General features: G+C 43.0%; 20 protein-coding genes, 1 pseudogene and 2 other annotated features. Of the genes and pseudogenes, 8 read left to right on the forward strand and 13 right to left on the reverse strand.

Going from position 1 to position 19,828, the window contains the following annotated elements; all coding sequences use genetic code 11:
* Positions 1-89: 89 nt before the first annotated feature.
* Positions 90-297, reverse strand: a binding site (T-box leader).
* A 189-nt stretch (positions 298-486) separates the two neighbouring features.
* Positions 487-921 carry a thioesterase family protein gene (locus A5882_RS01880; protein ID WP_008379539.1) on the forward strand — a complete coding sequence of 145 codons (435 nt, stop codon included), beginning with the start codon at positions 487-489 and terminating at the stop codon, positions 919-921.
* A 90-nt stretch (positions 922-1,011) separates the two neighbouring features.
* Positions 1,012-1,182 (forward strand): hypothetical protein, encoded by a 171-nt coding sequence (locus tag A5882_RS01885; RefSeq protein WP_008379536.1) that lies wholly within the window; start codon positions 1,012-1,014, stop codon positions 1,180-1,182.
* Between the two features lie 68 nt (positions 1,183-1,250).
* Here A5882_RS01885 and A5882_RS01890 read toward each other — a convergent pair whose 3' ends face one another.
* The 6 genes from A5882_RS01890 to A5882_RS01915 all read right to left on the reverse strand — a co-directional run bounded on the left by A5882_RS01890 (position 1,251) and on the right by A5882_RS01915 (position 6,924).
* A complete protein-coding gene (locus A5882_RS01890; protein WP_005233880.1) occupies positions 1,251-1,889 on the reverse strand; it encodes a PepSY domain-containing protein in 639 nt (212 codons plus the stop codon).
* Positions 1,890-1,996: 107 nt separating this feature from the next.
* Positions 1,997-3,355: a cell wall metabolism sensor histidine kinase WalK gene (locus A5882_RS01895; RefSeq protein WP_016612884.1), complete on the reverse strand. Its 1,359-nt coding sequence runs from the start codon at positions 3,353-3,355 to the stop codon at positions 1,997-1,999.
* Entirely contained in the window at positions 3,345-4,052 is a 708-nt protein-coding gene (locus A5882_RS01900) for a response regulator transcription factor (protein WP_008379528.1), read from the reverse strand. Before A5882_RS01900 ends, A5882_RS01895 begins: the two co-directional genes overlap by 11 nt.
* 141 nt (positions 4,053-4,193) lie before the next feature.
* On the reverse strand, positions 4,194-5,630 hold the full coding sequence (locus A5882_RS01905) for an ABC transporter ATP-binding protein (protein WP_016612885.1): 1,437 nt from the start codon (positions 5,628-5,630) through the stop codon (positions 4,194-4,196).
* Positions 5,627-6,328 (reverse strand): energy-coupling factor transporter transmembrane component T, encoded by a 702-nt coding sequence (locus A5882_RS01910; protein WP_016612886.1) that lies wholly within the window; start codon positions 6,326-6,328, stop codon positions 5,627-5,629. The genes A5882_RS01905 and A5882_RS01910 overlap by 4 nt, the downstream gene beginning before the upstream one ends.
* Positions 6,325-6,924, reverse strand: a complete 600-nt coding sequence (locus A5882_RS01915; protein WP_016612887.1) for an MptD family putative ECF transporter S component — start codon at positions 6,922-6,924, stop codon at positions 6,325-6,327. The genes A5882_RS01910 and A5882_RS01915 overlap by 4 nt, the downstream gene beginning before the upstream one ends.
* Positions 6,925-7,473: 549 nt before the next feature.
* Between A5882_RS01915 and A5882_RS01920 the strand changes: the two genes are divergently transcribed.
* Complete coding sequence (locus A5882_RS01920; RefSeq protein ID WP_034872143.1) at positions 7,474-8,049, forward strand: helix-turn-helix transcriptional regulator; 576 nt, start codon at positions 7,474-7,476, stop codon at positions 8,047-8,049.
* A 24-nt stretch (positions 8,050-8,073) separates the two neighbouring features.
* Here A5882_RS01920 and A5882_RS01925 read toward each other — a convergent pair whose 3' ends face one another.
* The 5 genes from A5882_RS01925 to nox all read right to left on the reverse strand — a co-directional run bounded on the left by A5882_RS01925 (position 8,074) and on the right by nox (position 12,698).
* A complete protein-coding gene (locus A5882_RS01925) occupies positions 8,074-9,693 on the reverse strand; it encodes an ABC transporter ATP-binding protein (RefSeq protein WP_034872144.1) in 1,620 nt (539 codons plus the stop codon).
* A 194-nt stretch (positions 9,694-9,887) separates the two neighbouring features.
* The gene (gene rplT / locus A5882_RS01930; RefSeq protein ID WP_003128653.1) at positions 9,888-10,247 is read right to left on the reverse strand and encodes a 50S ribosomal protein L20; all 360 of its coding nucleotides are present in this window, start codon (positions 10,245-10,247) and stop codon (positions 9,888-9,890) included.
* A gap of 63 nt (positions 10,248-10,310) precedes the next feature.
* Positions 10,311-10,511, reverse strand: a complete 201-nt coding sequence (gene rpmI, locus A5882_RS01935) for a 50S ribosomal protein L35 (protein ID WP_003128650.1) — start codon at positions 10,509-10,511, stop codon at positions 10,311-10,313.
* 60 nt (positions 10,512-10,571) lie between these two features.
* Complete coding sequence (gene infC / locus A5882_RS01940) at positions 10,572-11,093, reverse strand: translation initiation factor IF-3 (RefSeq protein ID WP_005228103.1); 522 nt, start codon at positions 11,091-11,093, stop codon at positions 10,572-10,574.
* Positions 11,094-11,140: 47 nt separating this feature from the next.
* Positions 11,141-11,264: a sequence feature (ribosomal protein L20 leader region), on the reverse strand.
* Positions 11,265-11,363: 99 nt separating this feature from the next.
* Entirely contained in the window at positions 11,364-12,698 is a 1,335-nt protein-coding gene (gene nox, locus A5882_RS01945) for a H2O-forming NADH oxidase (protein WP_008379508.1), read from the reverse strand.
* 332 nt (positions 12,699-13,030) lie between these two features.
* Between nox and A5882_RS01955 the strand changes: the two are divergent.
* Positions 13,031-13,667 (forward strand): annotated as a pseudogene (locus tag A5882_RS01955) (pentapeptide repeat-containing protein).
* On the opposite strand, the gene A5882_RS01960 reads toward A5882_RS01955, so the two are convergent.
* Together A5882_RS01960 and A5882_RS01965 are read right to left on the reverse strand one after the other, a co-directional pair.
* Positions 13,664-14,527, reverse strand: a complete 864-nt coding sequence (locus A5882_RS01960; protein WP_225869353.1) for a magnesium transporter CorA family protein — start codon at positions 14,525-14,527, stop codon at positions 13,664-13,666. The pseudogene A5882_RS01955 and the gene A5882_RS01960 overlap by 4 nt on opposite strands.
* Before the next feature lie 132 nt (positions 14,528-14,659).
* Positions 14,660-15,304 carry a deoxynucleoside kinase gene (locus A5882_RS01965; RefSeq protein WP_008379503.1) on the reverse strand — a complete coding sequence of 215 codons (645 nt, stop codon included), beginning with the start codon at positions 15,302-15,304 and terminating at the stop codon, positions 14,660-14,662.
* Positions 15,305-15,609: 305 nt separating this feature from the next.
* On the opposite strand from A5882_RS01965, the gene mvk reads away from it, so the two are divergent.
* From mvk to fni, 4 genes are read left to right on the forward strand one after another with little or no spacing between them, the layout of a single operon-like run.
* Positions 15,610-16,542 (forward strand): mevalonate kinase, encoded by a 933-nt coding sequence (gene mvk, locus A5882_RS01970; protein WP_172634709.1) that lies wholly within the window; start codon positions 15,610-15,612, stop codon positions 16,540-16,542.
* Positions 16,535-17,533 (forward strand): diphosphomevalonate decarboxylase, encoded by a 999-nt coding sequence (gene mvaD, locus A5882_RS01975; protein ID WP_034872145.1) that lies wholly within the window; start codon positions 16,535-16,537, stop codon positions 17,531-17,533. The genes mvk and mvaD overlap by 8 nt, the downstream gene beginning before the upstream one ends.
* Positions 17,534-17,569: 36 nt before the next feature.
* The gene (locus A5882_RS01980) at positions 17,570-18,652 is read left to right on the forward strand and encodes a phosphomevalonate kinase (RefSeq protein WP_005233792.1); all 1,083 of its coding nucleotides are present in this window, start codon (positions 17,570-17,572) and stop codon (positions 18,650-18,652) included.
* On the forward strand, positions 18,649-19,689 hold the full coding sequence (gene fni / locus A5882_RS01985; RefSeq protein ID WP_016612893.1) for a type 2 isopentenyl-diphosphate Delta-isomerase: 1,041 nt from the start codon (positions 18,649-18,651) through the stop codon (positions 19,687-19,689). The genes A5882_RS01980 and fni overlap by 4 nt, the downstream gene beginning before the upstream one ends.
* Positions 19,690-19,828: the final 139 nt, after the last annotated feature.

The raw sequence follows: 19,828 nt of genomic DNA on the forward strand, positions 1-19,828 counted from the left end.
GGTCGCCTAGTACTGTTCATCATCTATTCTGTCTTGCTCCGCAAGCCAATCATAGTGATTCACAGCAAAAAACTCGCCCTTGTTTTTTATACAAGGGCGAGTTTTGATTACACGCGGTACCACCTAAATTCGAGAAATGTTCTTCTCCTTCGCTCGATTAACGCTCGGTCACGGAACAGCTTTTCTTCTGTTCATCTCCAGATTGTCTTTCCTTTACACGTCCTAAACTGCTTTCAGCCGGGGCAGTTTTCTCTTTTAAGGAATAGAATAAAGTACTCGATCCTTCACTGATTTTTGATATTATCTATAAACTACAAGAAAGCTATGAAAAAGTCAAGGTGTTTCACTGTCTTTTTCACTCCGCTGCTTTCCAGTAGCGTTTTCTCTAGTGATCAACGCAAAGAAGTTCTCCTTCTGTTTGCTTTTCTTTCTTTTTGCGTTATGCTGAATAACGAAGGTTTTGTTTCTATGAAAGGAGCTGTTTTTATGTCTTTATATTCAGGCTATATCCGTCAACCACACTACTATGAGACCGATCAAATGGCGATCATCCATCACGCCAATTATATCCGCTGGTTTGAAGAGGCCCGCGTGGAATTACTGGCGTTTTTGGATTTACCATATCATACCATCGAAGAAGCTGGCTTGATCGTTCCTGTGCTGGAAGTCAGTGCGCAATACAAAACGATGATTCGTTACGAAGATGAGGTGCGAATCGATGTTTTGGTCGACAAATATACGGGCACGCGTTTGGATTTTCGCTATGAGATCTACAAAACTAGCGATGGTCAGTTGGCTACGACGGGGACTTCAAAGCATTGTTTTTTAGCAAAAGAGACCAATCGCATCGTGCAGCTGAAGCGTAGTTTTCCTGAAATCCATCAACGATTTGCTGATTATGCTGCCCTGTCAGGAGAATAATCAATTCTGATCACTCATTTAAGACAAAATCCTTGCTTTTTGAAACGGCTTTCGTATAATCAAAAGTAATTTCAGGGAAGGATGATGGCGATGTACGTGATTAAAGTTTTGCATGGTTACATTGGCAAAGATGGTCGTCGCACTCGTGAAAAAATTCCAGACAAGTTATGGGTCTTTGAAGATCGGAAGCAGTCCGAAGCATTTGCAGATAAAATTGGTGGTCGCGTCAAACCGTTAACTGAAGTCAAACAGCATACGTAAAGAAATAAGCCGTTATCGTCTTTTGCGCATAGACGATAGCGGCTTATCTTTTTTACTGCGTAAAAGGATTAGTCATCCAATTCTGTTTCAAGTACTTCACCTGTTTGGGCATTGATTTTCACATCTGTTTGTTTGTTGCCATCTTCTACTTTGACTTCCCAATAGGTTACATTCATTTCTTTGTCTAAGGACCAATCTGTTGCTTGACCACCGCCAGCTTCTTTCACGGCGATATCAGAAATTTCTTCCAATGAAAGCAAGTTGGTTAGGTCCAATTGATCGGCATCTTTTTTGACACCGTTTTGTTCATCGGCATCCAATTTTTCCGTTCTTTCTTCAGAAGTTTCTTTGGTTTCTGCATCGATCTTTAATTCAAACTCATTCGTGTCATCCACGCCTTCTACTTGGTAGAAGTAATTGCCAAAAGAAGTATCCAAATCAATCGAAGTGATCGCTGCATCTGGGTATTTGTCTTGGAATACTTGGATCGCTTCTTCTACGGTCACGGTAGGCAAGCCCCCATTGGCGATCGCTGCACTGCTTGAAGAGCTGTCCGCTGCTTGTGATGAGGTTGTTTCACTTGATGAGGCAACTGCTGTGCTTGAGCTGCTGTTTTGCGCAGGTTCTGAATTTCCCGTGTTGTTTTGTGTACATCCTGCCAATAACCCTAATGCGGCAATTCCGAATAAAATAGTTGTTTTTTTCATGTTTCATTCCTCCAATTGTTTGTGTATTCCTTTTTTCTATATATTTAGAATAACAAGTTCCCAAAGAAAAAGAATCAAAATTGCTTGAAGAAAATCTAAAAAAATCTTCATCTTTCTCTTTCATTTGGAAAGGCAAGTTTAAAGATACTGCCTTGCGGTTGATTGTCTATCACGGTGATTTTGGCATGATATTTGTCTGCCAGCTGTTTTACCAGTGAAAGCCCAATGCCTGAACCGGCAATCTGGCTAGAACGAGAATCTTCTACCCGATAGAACCGTTCAAAAATCAAGGCTTTCTTGTCATCGGGAATCCCAATGCCAAAATCGGCGACGGTTAAAGACAACTGCCTTTGCTCTTGTGTCAAGGTCACATGAATCGGCTGATCAACAGGCGAATACTTCGCGGCATTTTCTAACAGGTTTTGGATGATTTGCTGGAAGTCACGTTTATGTCCTCGCTTCATACATTGGTTCTCCACAAAATATTCAATCGATTGCGGAACGATCGTCGCTTGTTTTTCACACTCTTCTCGGACGATCTGGGAAACATTAACAAGGGTCATTTCTTCTTGGGATTGATTTTTTTCTAGGTCTAGCAATTGATTGCTCAATGTTTCCAAACGCTTCGACTCTTTGTCAATAAATGCCATCGAGGAAGGAATGACTTCGGGATGTTTGGTTCCACGCCGCTGGATCAATTGGACATGTCCGCGAATCGCAGCCAAAGGTGTGCGCAGCTCATGGGAAGCATCGGCAACGAATCGTTTTTCCCGTTCGATCGTCTCACGCTGTTCTTTCAACAATTTATTGAAAGCCAAGGCCACCGAACGAATCTCGATGGGTTCTTCAGACACTGACAATTCTCCTTGTCGGCTTTGTTCAATGGCAGCAATTTCTTGCGCCATGCCGGTAAGTTTCTGACTCCATTTCCCGACACTCCAATAAATCAGCAGGCTGCCCACCACAACAGCGATCAGATTCAAGAAACTGCTGATCATAAAGAGACCATAGGCTAATTCCACACTATCCTCCCCATTGATAGCGATCGTCACCTGATCCCCATCGACTTCTTGGGTTTTCGTGTAATAGATGCCATCCTCTGTAAAAACGATGTCTTCGAGAAATGGCATCACTCGTCCTTGATTGATATCGGCAAAAATCTCTTCCGCATCTTCTGATGAAACGACACTGCCATCGGCTAAGATCACTTGCAGGGCGTCTTCTTCATCTGCCGAAACATAGGCATTGACGAGAGTGTCCCAGGTATCCCCTGATGCCTCGCCTTTTTCGATGGCTTCAAGAATGTTGTTGGCACGATTTTCGATATGTTCAAACAAATAACCTACGGATAATAAAATAAACAGCAGATTGAAGAGAATCAGCAGACCAAAGAGTATCAAGGAAAAGCGGCTCGTCAATTGAAACTGGGCTGTTTTTCTACGTTGGTTGACTGACTTATTCTTCATGGTCGGTCCTCAAGACATAGCCTAATCCTCGAACGGTTGCGATCATTTTGCCTTTGCCGCAAACATCCAGCTTGTTCCGCAGTGTACGGATATAGACATCTACAACATTCGTTTGACCGTCGTATTCATAACCCCAAATCTCATTCAATAGGTCATCTCTGGTTTTGACGACTTCCGGCTCTTTCATTAATTCATATAAAATCCCAAACTCTTTGGGCGTCAACTCAATGGTTTCACCGGCAACCTGAACCAAGTGCTTGGCAATGTCCATCATCAACTCCCCCGCCACTAATTGGTTTTGCTGGTTCTTTTGTTGTTTGGCTTCTCGTTGCAACCGCCGCTCGATCACCCGAATTCTGGCAAACAGTTCTTCGATTTCAAAAGGTTTCGTTAAATAATCATCTAATCCGACATCAAGCCCCGTCACCACATCGGCGGTTTGATTTCTGGCGGTCATCATCAAAATCGGGATGTCGCTTTCTTTGCGTATCCGCCGCGCCACTGTGATGCCGTCATAGATTGGCAGCATCCAATCCAATAAAATCAGATCAAAGGCATTTGCTTGCTGATTGAACAAGGTCAATGCCTCTTGCCCATCTTTGGCCCAGACCGTGTCATATCCCTCAAAAGTCAATTCGGTCTGAATAAAACTGGCTAAACTTTCTTCGTCTTCTACTAGCAAGATCTTCAAGGCCATATGCACTCCTCCTCCTGTTTTGCTTCTATCATAACGGATTTTTTCAAAACTTCCTAACTGATTGAAAGAAAAAAATCATGAAGATTTTTTCATGTTCAACAAAAAAAGACGGCATGAACCAAGGTCCACTCCGTCTTTCATTTATTCCATATTTTTTGCTAGCTGATACGTGCCAACGAGTTCCCCTTGTTGGAGTTGAAGCACGTAAGGACATGTTTCAGCTAAAAACTCACGATCATGACTGATCACCGCTAATAAATCAACTTCCTTAGCGACTGTTCGCAACAGTTTTGCGACTTCTTCCATTTGCTGCAAATCTAACCCACTCGTTGGTTCATCGAAAAACAACAAGCGTTTACCAGAAAGCAGGGCACTGCCGATGGCAACTCGTTGTTTTTCCCCTCCTGACAAGCTTTGCGGATGTCGGGCAAGGAGTGGTGTTAAGTGCAACAATGAGACAATTTCTTCAAAACGAGCTGGGTTTTGGGCTTTGATCAGCAGCTCTTTTTCCACCGTTTCAAAAAACAGCTGCAAGTTGACATCCTGCATCACAAGAAAGCTTTCCTGCAGCAGCTGCTTTTGGGTCCGCTTTTGTCCATTGATGGCAAATACTGCTTCTGGGCATTTTTTCAATCCTGACAGGACTTGCACCAACGTACTTTTGCCAGCACCATTTGGTCCAACGATCCCCACAGCTTGCTTCGTCGGCAATTGTAGTTCAGGCAAGTTAAGCGCCCAATTTCTGCTGTTTGCTGAGCGTTTCGATTGCTTGATCTGCAGATGCGTTGCCCTTAATCCAGACTTTTCTGGCAAAGATTCTCGGCAGTGCTGGGCTGCCAATGTCACCTCGCCTACTTTTCGCAATCCCAACTCGTGAATTGCCTCCTCGGGCAGTGACAAAAGCTGAGCTGCTGGATAAGACGCCCGCAATCGTCCTGCTTCTAATAGACAGAAGCGATCTGCCAGTGGCGCCAAATACGCCAAGCGGTGTTCGGCGATCACAATGGTTTTCCCTTGTTGTTTTAAAGAAGCCAATCCTTGAGTCAACTTTTGGATCGCTTCTTGATCCAAATTACTGGAAGGCTCATCCAATAAGAACACATCATGGGGCAACATCGTGGCTGCAGCGAGAGCAATCAGCTGCTTCTCTCCACCAGATAGGTCAAAGACACTAGCATCAAGCAACGGGGTCAGGGAAAACTGCTGTGCTACTTCGGTGATTCGCTGCCGAATGTTTTCTGGTGCGACGCCCGCATTTTCCATCGAAAAAGCCAACTCCGAATAGACATCCGTGGTGAAAAATTGCGTCTTGGGGTTTTGAAAGACGACGCCAATCGTCTGGGCATAATGGGAGAAATCGGCAACTGGCAAGTCTGTTTCTCCGACACGGATCTTTCCTTGCACTTCGGCGGGATACAGCTCAGGGATCAAGCCATTCACAACATTGAGCAGGGTCGATTTGCCGCTGCCGCTAGCGCCGCACAAAACGATGACTTCCCCAGCTGCGACCGTCAAAGAAAGCTCAGATAATACGGTTCGATTTTCTCGCTTCACTGACACTTGTTCTAATCTGATCATCCAAGCCACATCCTTTTCACGATAAAGCCGCATAATGCTAAAAAGACCAAGCCATCCCACCAGCGCAGCTTCAGTTCGTGGACGGTGGTATGGGGAGTTTCTGATGCTAACCCGCGAACCAGCGCCGTAGCCGACAGTTCGGTTGCGGTCTTTTCAGCCGACATCAGTAATGGGATCAAAAAATACTCCGCACTTTGCAGTGGATGAAGCAAGATCGATCCTGCCGACAGCGAGATGCCGCGAAAGCGCATCGCTTGGCGAATACTTTTGAAATCTTGTACCAATGTGGGAAAAAAACGAAATAAGACTGCCAGCGGGACTAATAATACATTGGGCACGTGCATTTTTTGCAACGCCGCCATCCACTCACTGTTCTTCGTCCCACTAATGGCAAAAGCCGCCGCCATGATCGTTGGCAATAAGCGGCGATAACCGACGGAAAAGAAATCCAGCAACACGATCAATAGGTGGTTTCCTTGGCGAAACAAAAAACTATCTGCCAGTGTCAGCAAGACAAACACGCCATAGAACATCAGACCTTTTTTCCAAAAGCCGCTGACTAAAAATAGCAGCAGCAAGAACGTGACAAAGACAAACTCATCGATCCAGCTAATGGACACCATCATAGTAAAACTAGCAAAGAGAATCACCGCCAATTTGCTGCGGGGATCAAACCTTGTTTTCGACACATTCCTCACCCTTTATGCGATTGGATCGTTGGTTGAAAATGTTTTTCCATCAAGCGGCTGCCAATGCCTAAACCAACCACCGCACCAATCAAAACGGCCAATGCACAAAGCCCTAACATCACATTGGAGGTATGAGCAAACACGCCGGCAATGTAGGTTTCATCTTTTCCGCGAGCCACTAATGAATCGATATAGGCATTTTTCATAAACCACAGGGGCAAGATCGGGCCCATCAAGCCAAAACTAAAGACGATATAACTCGCCATTACGCGAACGTTCTCTTTGAGCTTTGTTTTGTATTGAATCAAATCAGCTACTAAGGCACAAAGCATATTGGGTAAAAAGGCCAATGGAAAATGTCCTGAAATCAAAAAAAAGAGCCCTACCACGGTACCCATAATGGTGATTGCGCCAAATTTCGGTACTTTATTCAATAAAATCAGATAGATAATGCCAGAAAACAAAGCGGTGACTGCTGGAATAAATAAATTATGAAAACCTGGGATCACAAAACGCAAAATCAATAGACAGACGCTCATTAAAAGAAAATAGATCGCTGTATAGATCCCTACTGCAATTAAATCTTGAACCTTTAGTTTTTTCACTGCGTATACGCTCCTTCTTGCAAGCAATCAATGAAAAAACCGTTGCTGCTTGCTTGTACAAACTTATTTTTACAAAGCCTCAGTATAGCACAAAGCAGACGTTTTTATGGGGAGATATGCTTATCAACAGTCGATTTTCTTCTAGAACAGAACCAACAAACAGACGTGACTTCTGAATGGCTCCATTTCAACACACAGGGACCTTTAAAGATCCACTAATGGAAAAATGATGCTTTCACACGCTTAGTTGCTTTTTCCTATTCCCATCTTTGCGAAATTAATGAATAATAGATAAAGACAAACATTAAAAATCAGCACAGACTCTTCATCATTTTCTTTATTAAGAAACCAGCAGGTGCTTCTAAAAAAAACAATAAGAAAGCTGACTGTCGCTTATTCGTTGAAGAAAATCAACGCTGTACTGCTGTGTAAACAGCATAAACCCAACTGTAAAAACATTTTGACACTTGATTTCAAGGCATTGTCAAAGACATTTGATCGTTAGAACGCAGACATTGTCCTACACTAATGGTACAAGGAGCGGATAAAATGAACTTAAGCAAACAAATAAAAAAACATCGGGAACGATTAAGTCTCTCTCAGGAAGGGCTGGCAGAAAAACTCTATGTCTCCCGACAAACGATCTCAAATTGGGAGAATGAAAAAAGTTATCCTGATGTTCACAACTTATTATTGCTCAGTGTTCTATTTGATGTTTCTTTAGATGAATTAGTCAAAGGGGATGTTGAACAAATGAAAGAAACGATTGAGAAAACAGCAATGGATCACTACACAAAAATAATGTTGGTCTTTACATTGTTGGCCGCATTATCTGTTGGGCCTGCTCTCTTTTTACCAGGACACTGGTGGATTGCCCCGCCTCTATGTTTTTGGCTCGTCTCCATGTATGCCGCATTGAAGATCGAAAAAATCAAGAAAACCCAAAATATCAAAACGTATAAAGAGATCGTTGCCTTCATGGAAAATCAAGACCTCGATGCCATTAGGAAAAAGCGGGACATCAAAAAAGATTTCCTCTCAAAAACAGTCATCGTCTTGGTCTTTGCCTTGATTGTCGGCATGCTTGCATGGCTTAGTACATTGCCGCATTTACTGATGCGCTGATCAAAACACAGGTTGAAGCTGCTTTTATGATGAAGCCGCTTCAACCTGTGTTTTTTTCAATTCAATGATCTCATCCGCATAAATCAAATTTTTCGGGCGATGGGTGATCATAATGACTAGTTTATTTTTCAATTGGTCTTTGATCGCTGCAAAAAGCTTTTCTTCTGTTGTTTCGTCTAAAGCAGAGGTGGCTTCATCAAGGACAATGACTTCTGCGTTTGTGAAAAACAATCGGGCAAAAGCGATCCGCTGTTTTTCCCCACCAGAAAGGTTGGCTCCTTTTTCTCCAATTTCAGCAGACAGTCCTCCCTTGAGTGCCTGATAGAATGCGCCTAATTGACATTTTTCTAATACCGCTATGATTTCCTCGTCTGCGATTTCCTTATCAAAAATGATATTTTCTTTCAGCGTTCCTTGGAATATTGGCGCATCTTGCGATAGATAAAAGACATGCTGATAGTAATCATTTAAGTTGTAAGCAGCCAAATTTTTGTGATTGATCAGAACTGCACCGGTCGTCGGCTGATACAAGCCTAAAATCGTTTTGATCAGCGTTGATTTTCCTGCGCCGCTTTCTCCTACTAACCCATAAATCGCTCCCCGCTTCAGCTCCAGTGTGCTATCGGTTAAGATTTTCTTTTCTTGAAGTATGACGGATAGATCCTTAACTGTGATATAGTTGATGGTCTCAGACAATGGATCTCCTTGTGTTAATGCTTTGTCCTCTGGCAGATAAAAAAATTCATTTAACCGTGCAAAGGCAACTTTATCTAAGCTGTATTGAACAAAAATCACGTTAAATATTGCAACAGGCGTATAGATTCGATCCACATAAATAATCAGTGCTGCTAAACCGCCCAAGCTGACTGTAATCTGATTTGTGAATGCCAATACCACAATTGCGACTTTGATCAATGCGACTAAAACTGCAAAAAAACCAAAGAAAAACTCATGGATCATCGTCATTTTCGTCAAACGTTCTGTTGTGTCAGCAGACATATTTTTATATTGTGCGATCTCTTTTTCAAACCGTTTATTGATCCGAAACGTGACCATTTCCGTTAATCCGCGGATAAAGGTGCTGTTCATGGCTTCTTCTGAAACTAGCGCACGTTCTTTGAGAGAGCGTAAAACTTTCAAAAGCAAATTGGTCACGATAAACACCACTAGATAGCCCACAAGGATCGCTGGAATCAACCTTTTATCGATCATAGCAATAAAAGCTAAGTTAAACAGTGTTTCGGGAAGCAATTCTTTAAACAAGCGTCCATAAAAATTCAAATGGATATTTCTGCCAGCCGCTGCTCCTGCTTCGGTTTTCTGTAAGAGTGCTCCAGAGCCGATTTGTAAGTATTCGGAATAGGCAATCTTGCTGATTTTTACTAAAGCTTGTTCTTTGAGATAGAAATACATGCTGTTGTGCAATTTTGTTTTTGGTTTCTGCTCGAGATAGGACAAGAGCGGTACCAGTACAAGCGTTAACCCATAGATAAAAACAACTGGCCAATCAAATGTCTTGCCAAATGAATCGAGTAATTTTTGAAAATAAAAGACATTCGCAGCACTCAAAAATGAGACCGCAATTCCAATCCCAATATATACCGTCAATCCTTTTTTAAAATGCCGCCATAAATCAATCGCCATCGTAAGCTCCTTTTGCTGCAGTGTTCGTGAAAAAGTCGTGAGATAAATAAAACAACCGCTTTCAAAAGTATAATCTATTTTTCGCTTAATGGAAAGAACCGTATGAAAGATAGTGAGAAACCATTCCTCGGTCATCGAGAAAAACAAAAAAACCCCGCTCAAAGAGCGGGGCTAACGTTGTTGCCAACGATTGATTATTTGTTTAAAGCGTCTTTTGCTTGGTCAGCTAATGCAGTAAATGCTGTTGCATCGTTTACAGCCAAGTCAGCTAACATTTTGCGGTTGATGTCGATTTCAGCTAATTTCAAGCCGTGCATCAATTTTGAGTAGCTTAAGCCATTCATACGAGCCGCTGCGTTGATACGAGCGATCCACAATTTGCGGAAGTCGCGTTTCTTTTGACGACGATCGCGGTATGCGTAGTTGTATGAATTCATTACTTGTTCTTTTGCTGTTTTAAATAGAGTGTGTTTAGAACCGTAGTAACCTTTTGCTAATTTAAGCACTTTTTTACGACGTTTACGAGTTACTGTTCCACCTTTAACACGTGCCATGTATAATTCCTCCTAATATGAAAATCGATAATTGTTTGTATACGTGAAGCTTGGGTTACGCAATTATTTCATGCGTGCTAGTTGTTGACGGATACGTTTGTAATCGCCAGCTGAAACCATTGAAGCTTTACGCAATTGACGACGTTGTTTTTTTGTTTTGCCGTGGAAACGGTGACTGGTAAAGGCACGGAAGCGTTTCAATCCGCCGCCGCCAGTGCGTTTTACGCGTTTTGCTAATCCGCGGTGTGTTTTTTGTTTTGGCATAACTAATTTCCTCCTCAAAATCTTTCGTTATCTGACTTTAAACTGAAACTCAGTGAGTCATTATTTATCGTTTTTTGGTGCTAAGACTAAGAACATACTGCGGCCATCCATTTTTGGCTTTTGCTCAACAGTTGCCAAATCAGCAGTTTCTTCCGCCAAACGATCTAACACTTTCTGACCAATTTCTTTATGGGTAATGGCACGGCCTTTGAAACGGATCGAAGCTTTCACTTTGTCCCCTTTTTCAAGGAATTTACGTGCATTACGCAATTTTGTATTGAAATCATTGACGTCGATCGTTGGACTTAAACGAACCTCTTTAATGTTGATTACTTTTTGTTTCTTACGAGCTTCACGGTCTTTTTTCTGTTGCTCAAAGCGGAATTTCCCGTAATCCATAATTCTTGCTACTGGCGGCTTAGCATTTGGTGCCACCAATACCACATCAAGGTTTGCTCGTTCTGCAATTTGCAATGCTTCAGCTTTACTCTTTACACCAAGTTGTTCGCCGTTTTGATCAATCAAACGCAATTCACGTGCACGAATGCCGTCGTTTACCATCATATCCTTTGCTATGGTCATTCACCTCCGAGTTTTTTGAGAGAAAGAAAAGCTTGTCGATTCGAAATCAGACAATAAAAAAACGAGTTCTTCACGAACCCGCACGTACTCCACACAAATAAATGGTAGGAATCCTATTCTGCCCAGCGATATCTTCACTCAGGCGAGAAGCGGGTGCTTCTGCTTTTGTTTCTCAACTTTTATAGTATACTGCTTTTTCCTCTTATTGTCAACAGTTTTCATGATTGTTTCAAAAAAAAGCCGGAGCATACGCTCCGACTTTCGTGTTTCTTATTCTGCTTTCAACGCAGCCATCGTGATGTAGTTGTATGGTTGATTGAAGTGAGGCAAGAAGAAGATATCTAATAGCTTCATCTTGTCGATCGTTACGCCTTCTTCGATCGCTAGTGAGAACATGTGGATGCCCATTGCGATTTCAGATGTTCGTGATGCCATTTGTGCACCAACGATGCGGCGTGATTCTTCTTCATAGACGATGCGGATTTTAACCGTCGCATTTTCTTTCATGAAGCCTGGTTTTTGGGTATCTTCGTAATCAGAGTATTTCACTTTCATGCCATTACGTTCGGCAGCTTCTACTGACAAGCCAGTTGAAACCATGTTGTAGCCGAAGATCGAAATCCCGTTTGATCCTTGAACACCTGTTGATTCTAAAGAAGTTCCGCCGATATTATGGGCAGCGACGATCCCTGAACGTACGGCATTCGTTGCTAATGCGATATAAGTGGTTTGTTGCAAAGCATTTGAGTACACAGTTGCACAGTCACCGACTGCGTAAACATCTGCATCGCTTGTCCGTTGATGGCGGTCCACTAAGTACGCGCCGTTAGCAAACAATTCCAAATGATCTTTGCCTAGCTCATTGTTTGGTAAGAAACCGATCGCATTGATCACTAGATCAACTGGGTATTCGCCGTTGTCTGTTACAACTGCTTCTACTTTCTCTGTTCCTTTGTATTCACGTGCTAATTCACCGAAATGCAATTCAATACCATTGTCAGCTAAGTTTTTGTCCATATCTTCTGTGAACCATTTGTCGTAGTAGTTTGGCAATGCCCGTGTCGCTGCATCAAAAAGCAACACATTTTTACCACGGCGTTTTGCTGCTTCAGCAATTTCAACACCGATGTAACCAGCACCGATAACGGCAACGTTTTTCACGTCTTCTGAGGCTAACTCTTTATCAACCGTTTGTCCATCTTGGAATTTTTTCAAGAAATGGATGTTTTTCAAGTCACGTCCAGGTACTTTGGGTGAGATCGGAACAGATCCAGTTGCGATGACAACTTTGTCATAAGATTCAACGATCGTTTCACCTTCACTGGTCACAGCGTGTACTTCTTTTTTCTCAAAATCGATATGGTCAACCACTGTTTCCATATGGATTTTTGCACCTTTTGCTTCAAAATCTTCACGTTTTGTATAGAACAAGCCTTCGTATGAATCGATTTGACGTCCAACCCATAAAGCAGTCCCACAACCTAGGTAGCTTAAGTTTGTATTACGGTCGATCATTACGACCTCTTGGTCTTTGTAGTTATCTAATAGTGTATTGGCAGCAGCAATCCCCGCGTGGTTTGCACCGATAATAACTGTTTTTGTCATGGAAAATTTCCTCCTTTTGTTTACATTGTCATTATAGCTCGCTTGTGAATTTGAAAACTATCAACTTTTTCGCGATTTTAAAAATTTGTGACAGTTTTTCGTTGATATACGTCACTTTCAGCGGGTTAAGTTTCTATATCAAAATTATTTTCGTCTTGCAAGTAAAAAGATTGTGAAAAAATATGTATTAAAAATCAAAGATTTTCCTTGTTATAAAAGCATTCTGCAAACCGATTGAATAAATTTCACAATACCCTGCCGCTTTTTCGTAACTATCGCGGCATCGATTCGCCGTGTTATACTGAGAGAAAAACATACAGGATGGGATCTTGATGAAGAAAAAAATCGTATTGCCACTACCGCCCTTATTGTCGGCATTAGAGCCACAGGATTTTTATTTAGAAGAAGAACTGCTTTTCGAAGGGGGGGGTGTTCGAAGGCGGTGATTATAGCTATGATACTTGCAAAAACCTTATCTTGAAGCAATGTCATTTCAAGAAAGTGACGATGCAAAAAACACGCTTGAGTCAATGGGAATGTCAAAATGTCCTCTTTGAGAACTGCGATTTTTCTAATCTGGAATGTTTTGGTGCCAGCTTTCATCGTGTTCACTTTAAACAGTGTAAATTGACTGGTACGAATTTTGCGGAAAGCTATTTCCGTGACTGTACCTTTGAAGATTGCGTGGCAAACTTTGCTTCTTTTAGCAATACCAATTTACGGACGATGCTGTTTCGTCAGTGCCAACTAAACGACAGTGAGTTTTATGAGATGGATTGGAAACACTTGACGCTACAAGAAAACCAGTTGAACAATAGCAACTGGTTTCACACAAAATTAGCAACTTTAGATTTTCGGACCAATCAATTTCAAAAGATCGCGTTGTCCTTTGAACACTTGCGAGGACTAACAGTCGATCAAGAACAAGCCTTGGTCATCGCCGCCGGTCTAGGTTTGGTGATCGACTAACGAATTCTGCGCCATAAAGCAATCAACATCCAGACGGATAACACTAAACTGATCAACAAGGCAATACCCCAACCGAAAATACTATTGGTAAAAGGCAGCGGAACATTCATGCCAAAGAAACTGGTGACGATGGAAGGCACAGTCAATAAGAGGGACCAAACGGTCAAAAACTTCATGGTATCATTCAAGTTATTGTTTAATAGATTATTGTAGGTACCAGACAATTGTTCCAAAATTTGGAATGCCAGTTGGGTCATTTCCACTGCCTGTTTGGCTTCGATCAAGGCATCATCCAGTTGTTCCCGCTCATCATCATCCATCAAACGATAAATGGATAATGCTTTGATTTGCTCCAAGAGGACCGCATTTTGTTTCGTGGCAGACACTAAAAAAACCAGTCCAACTTCCAAATCAGACATTTGCAGTAAGTTTTTATTGGTTGTTTTTTCCCGTAGTCGCTGATTCAAGCGAATCCGCTCACTATTGACTTCTTCGACTAACGGAAAAAACGTGCCAGAAATCAAGAACAAGCTTTGAAACAAAAAATGAATGGGCGTTTGCAGCGGGTTTTGCAGGATCAAGCGCTCCATCATTGGAATCACATAACGGGTATTGTGGGATGCAAAAGTAAAGAGTTGCTTCCTTTTTAAAATAAACGTCATCGGGCTGGTCTCAAAATGATTTTCACGCTTTTCTTGCTGAGGTACATTGAAAACCAGCAGCAATGCTTCCTCTTCGGCATCATATTCGACCCGCGCGCGTTCGTTTTTATCTAAAGAGTACGTAAGCATCTCGTCAGACAAATGATATTGTTTTTGCAGTGCCATCACGCTTTTTGCGTCTTGTTGGTCGACTTGAATCCATTCATAGTTTCCGTCATAAAAGACATGTTTGTTTTCCACAATCCATCCTCCACTCTTGCTTTCTTCTATTATAAAAGAAAACAGCCAGAAGCCCAATCAAAGGACTTTCCTGGCTGTATTGGCTATTACTTATTTACGGGCGTCTTTCAAGGCCTCTTCCACCATCGTTAAAACGGCCTGTGCCGCTTGCGGGTCTTCGACAAAATTGAATTGATCGCCATCGATCTGGATCTTTGGACTCTCATTGTACTCTTCGTACCATTGATCGTAGCGTTTGTTCAACTCTTTGTAATAGTCGTATAACGAAGGATCAAAGGTCAACTGCTCATATTCCCGCCCACGTTTTTCAATACGCTCGAGCATCGTTTCAAAAGAAACGCGAATATGCACCAAAAGATCTGGATGCTTTTTGTGGGCTGCATACGGCAGCTCTTCTAACATATTGGCTAACAATTCATCATAGACTTTGACCTCGGTATCGGTCGCTCGCCCAAGGTCCGCATTTAAATGGAACAACAGTGAATCCTCATAAATGGAACGGTCCAGGACGTTATTGTCGTCTTTCATGGCTTGCTTGATACTTTCAAATCGTTTATTTAAGAAATAGATTTGCAGTAAAAACGCATATTTATTTGGATCTGCATAAAATAATGGTAACACTTCATTGTCATCGATCGATTCATAAAAGGCTTGACTGCCAAAATGATTGGCGATCAATGCGGTCAAACTTGATTTACCGGCACCAATCGTTCCTGCTAATACGATCACGCTCATATCCCCCAACTCACTCATCACTAAATATTGTATGTTGCCTTTGCGATATCAACTATACAACACTATATCTTGTGCCGTCAACTGAAACTTTTGAAGCACAGATCAAGAATTTTTTCAATAAAAGTTTAAAGATTTTTGCTTTTTTTTGAAATCTCATACGGAATGCTTAACGAAAGAGCCTTCTTCTAGTAAAATAGGAAAGGATCTTTAATTAAATTGTGTTTTTGTCAGGAGATAGTTACAATTGACTGACAAACGATAAATGAATCATGTGGGGTAAGCTCCCTAGAGAAATGAGGAAAATAATGTCAATTGGTACTGGCATAGCTACAGGAAAAATCATCTTAATGGGTGAACATTCGGTTGTTTACGGTGAACCAGCAATTGCTTTCCCTTTTGCGGGAGCAAAAGTACAAGTCGAGATCACAGCAAATGAAACAAGCACCTTGATTTCAAGTTACTATCACGGTCTGCTTGAAGAAGTCCCCAGCCACTTAAAAAATGTCAAAGACTTGCTGCATCGTCTGCAACAAGACTTCCACACGGGTCCTTTTGCAACCTCCATCGTCAGCACTATCCCTTCTGAACGGGGAATGGGTTCTAGCGCGGCGGTCGCTGTTGCACTGACTCGCGCTTTTTTTGATTGGATCAAAAAAGACTTTACAAAAGAAGAATTGATGACCTATGTCAACTTTTCTGAAAAAATCGCTCATGGCAATCCTAGCGGGATCGATGCTGCGGCAGCCAGTGGGACAGATGCCATTTACTTTATCAAAGGGCATCCCATCACTTCGTTTCCCCTCACGATCGACGGTTATTTGCTCGTCGCTGATACTGGAATCAAAGGGCAAACGAGAGAAGCAGTCAAAAGTGTCGCCCATCTTTTTGAAACCAGCAAGCAGCTGGCTAGTCAAGCAATCCAGCGTTTAGGGATCGAAACCAAAAAAGCTAAAGAGGCCATCATAGCCAATCAATTAGAAGTATTAGGTGAAAGCATGAACAACGCCCATCAGGCCCTGCAGCAGCTAGGGGTCAGCAATCAGCAACTGGATCAGTTGGTTTCCTTAGCGTTGGCACACGGTGCTTACGGGGCAAAGCTGACCGGCGGGGGCCGGGGCGGCTGTATGATCGCACTAACCAAAACGAAGGAACAGGCTGAGAATATCAGCCGTATTTTATTGTCCGATGGCGCTCGTGCGGCATGGATACAAGGATTAGGAGTTTATGAACATGTATAAGGGAAAGGCTCGCGCCTACACGAATATCGCATTGATCAAGTATTGGGGAAAACAAGATGAAACTTTCATTTTACCGATGAACAATAGTTTGTCCCTGACCCTCGATGCTTTTTACACAGAAACAACGGTGGCTTTTTCACCCGATTTTACGCAAGATCGCTTTACATTGGATGGCGTGGTTCAAACAGACGCTGCCACAAAAAAAGTTGCGGACTTTTTGGATCTGGTACGAAAAAAAGCGGACTGCCCGTGGTATGCCACGGTGGAAAGTCAAAATTTTGTTCCAACCGCTGCCGGACTTGCCTCTTCTGCCAGTGGATTAGCGGCATTGGCGGGTGCCTGTAGTGAAGCACTGGAATTAAACTTGTCGGAGCAAGAGTTATCCCGTTTGGCCCGTCGCGGTTCTGGTTCGGCGTGTCGGAGTATCTACGGCGGCTTTGCTGAATGGCATCAAGGCACCGATGAGACTTCTTTTGCCACGCAAGTGCCGTCGAATGGCTGGGAAGAAGAATTGAGTATGATCTTTATTTTGATCAACGCACAAGCCAAAGAAGTTTCCAGTCGTGAGGGGATGCGTCGAACCGTTGAAACCTCGAGTTTTTATCCGGGTTGGCTTACTGCCACCGCAACTGATCTCGTGAAAATGAAACAAGCGATTGCCGAGAAAGACTTTACTGCTTTAGGTGAAACGACCGAGGCCAACGCCTTGAAAATGCATGGAACGACCTTAGCCGCCGAACCACCTTTTACTTATTGGTCTTCTGAATCTTTACGAGCCATGGAATGTGTCCGAATGCTGCGAAAAAAAGGATTGGCTTGCTATTTCACGATGGATGCTGGTCCCAATGTCAAAGTTTTATGCCAAAAACAAGAAGAACAAACGATTTTACGTGAATTAAGTGCTCACTTTGCCTCAGAACAATTAGTAACTGCTCACGCGGGTAAAGGATTAGCCTTTTTACCGGTGGAAGAATCTTCTGCCATCAACTAAGAAGCCATTAAGAAGCCATCGATTAGGAGTGTCGAAATGATTGAACTATCCGTTCCCGGAAAACTATTTATTGCTGGTGAATACGCCGTTGTCGAACCTGGTCATCCTGCAATCATCGTTGCCGTTGACCAATTTATTACAGTCAATGTGGAAGAGGCCCGTAAAAACGGCAGCATCCAGTCTGCCCAATACAGCGACCTGCCGATTCGCTGGACGCGTCGCAAAGGCGAATTAGTCTTAGACCATCGGGATAATCCTTTCCACTATATTTTGGCAGCCATTCGTCTGACGGAAAAATATGCCCAAGAAAAAGGCATCCCCCTTTCCTTTTACGATTTAAAAGTGACCAGTGAACTGGATAACTCGAATGGTCGCAAATATGGCCTCGGTTCCAGCGGTGCCGTGACTGTTGCCACGGTCAAAGCATTGAATCTGTACTATCAAATGGAAATGGATCGGTTGACCCAATTCAAAATTGCGGCTCTTGCCCATCTCGCTGTTCAAGGCAATGGGTCGTGCGGTGATATTGCGGCCTCTTGTTATGGCGGCTGGATCGCTTTTTCAACCTTCGATCACGACTGGGTCTTAGCCAAACAAAAGGACCATACCTTAACAGAATTGATTGCTTTCGATTGGCCAGGATTATCGATCCGTCCCTTGACGGTTCCGAAATCGCTTCGACTATTGATTGGTTGGACAGGCTCTCCTGCCTCTACTTCTGATTTAGTGGATCAAGTCTATCAATCCAAAGAAGAAAAAGAAAACGCCTATGCCGCCTTTTTAGCAGCCAGCAAAGACTGCGTCAATCGATTGATCGACGGCTTTTTAAATGAAGACAGTCGCACGATCAAAAAAATGATCACGGAAAATCGAAAGCTCCTGCGGGAGTTGTCTGCACTAACTGGTGTACCGATTGAAACCCCCGCACTTAAAAAGCTTTGTGATCTAGCAGAAAATTATTGTGGCGCAGCCAAATCTTCTGGTGCCGGCGGTGGCGATTGTGGCATCGTGATCGTTGACCAGAAAACCGGTATTTTACCATTGATGAGTGCGTGGGAAAAAGCCGAGATCACCCCATTGCCGCTGCATGTTTACCATTACCGGGAGGACCTATCATGAATCGAAAAGATGAACATGTTTCCTTAGCAAAAGCGTTCCATAAAGAACACAGCAACGATTTTGATGCAGTTCGCTTGGTCCACCAGTCCTTTCCGCAAATTGACGTGGCTGATGTGTCAATTACGACGACTGTCTTTGACCGCTCATTTTCCAGCCCTTTTTTCATCAATGCCATGACAGGCGGCAGTGAAAAAACCTTAAAAATCAATCAAGAGTTAGCAGAGATCGCGCAAGCCTGTGACTTGATGATGGCAACCGGCTCCGTTTCGGCTGCCTTAAAAGACCCAAGTGTCGCCGATTCTTTCCGTATCGTCCGTAAAGCCAATCCTGACGGCTTCTTATTAGCCAATATTGGTGCGGGCAGTCCCGTTGAAAATGCACAACGGGCAGTAGAACTGTTTGGCGCCGACGCCTTGCAGATCCATCTTAATGCACCACAAGAATTAGTGATGCCCGAAGGCGATCGTCAATTTAGCCAATGGCTGTCCTTATTGGAAAAAACGGTTGCTTCCGTTGCCGTTCCGGTTGTCGTCAAAGAAGTCGGCTTTGGGATGTCTCGTGAAACGATTCAGCAGTTACTGGCGATCGGCGTACAAACGATTGATGTTGCTGGCAGCGGCGGCACAAGTTTTACTCAAATCGAAAATGCTCGTCGAAAAAAACGTGAATTGGCGTATTTAGACACCTTTGGTCAATCCACCGTGATTTCCTTGCTGGAAGCAAATGAGATCCAACAGCCCTTTACCCGCATCGCTTCAGGCGGCGTTCGGGATGCTTACGATATCTTCAAAGCACTTTGCCTTGGTGCGGATAGTGTAGGACTATCCGCCACGATCCTCGTGCTGCTTTTGTCAAAAGGCAAAGAAGAAACGATCGCCACCTTGCAATCATGGAAGGAACAGCTACAGCTGCTCTACACTATGGCAGGACAGACAAGTACCAAAGACCTCACCAAGATCCAGCTGATTTTTTCTGGTGCTGTCAAAGAGTGGTGTGAAGCACGTCAGATTCCCTTAGCAAAGTATAGTTTGCGTTAACCGATCCAGTCGCTGACTACCACATCGAACAAGCAAAAGCAGTACAATTCGTTTTTTATTGTACTGCTTTTTTTGTGTTCTTTTTTCTATAATAGTGAGTTTCCATTTATCATTTGGATAGTAGCGTTATTTAATCGCT

The sequence above is a fragment of the Enterococcus sp. 4E1_DIV0656 genome (assembly GCF_002140695.1).
GTDB classification, from domain to species: Bacteria; Bacillota; Bacilli; order Lactobacillales; family Enterococcaceae; genus Enterococcus_D; species Enterococcus_D entomosocium.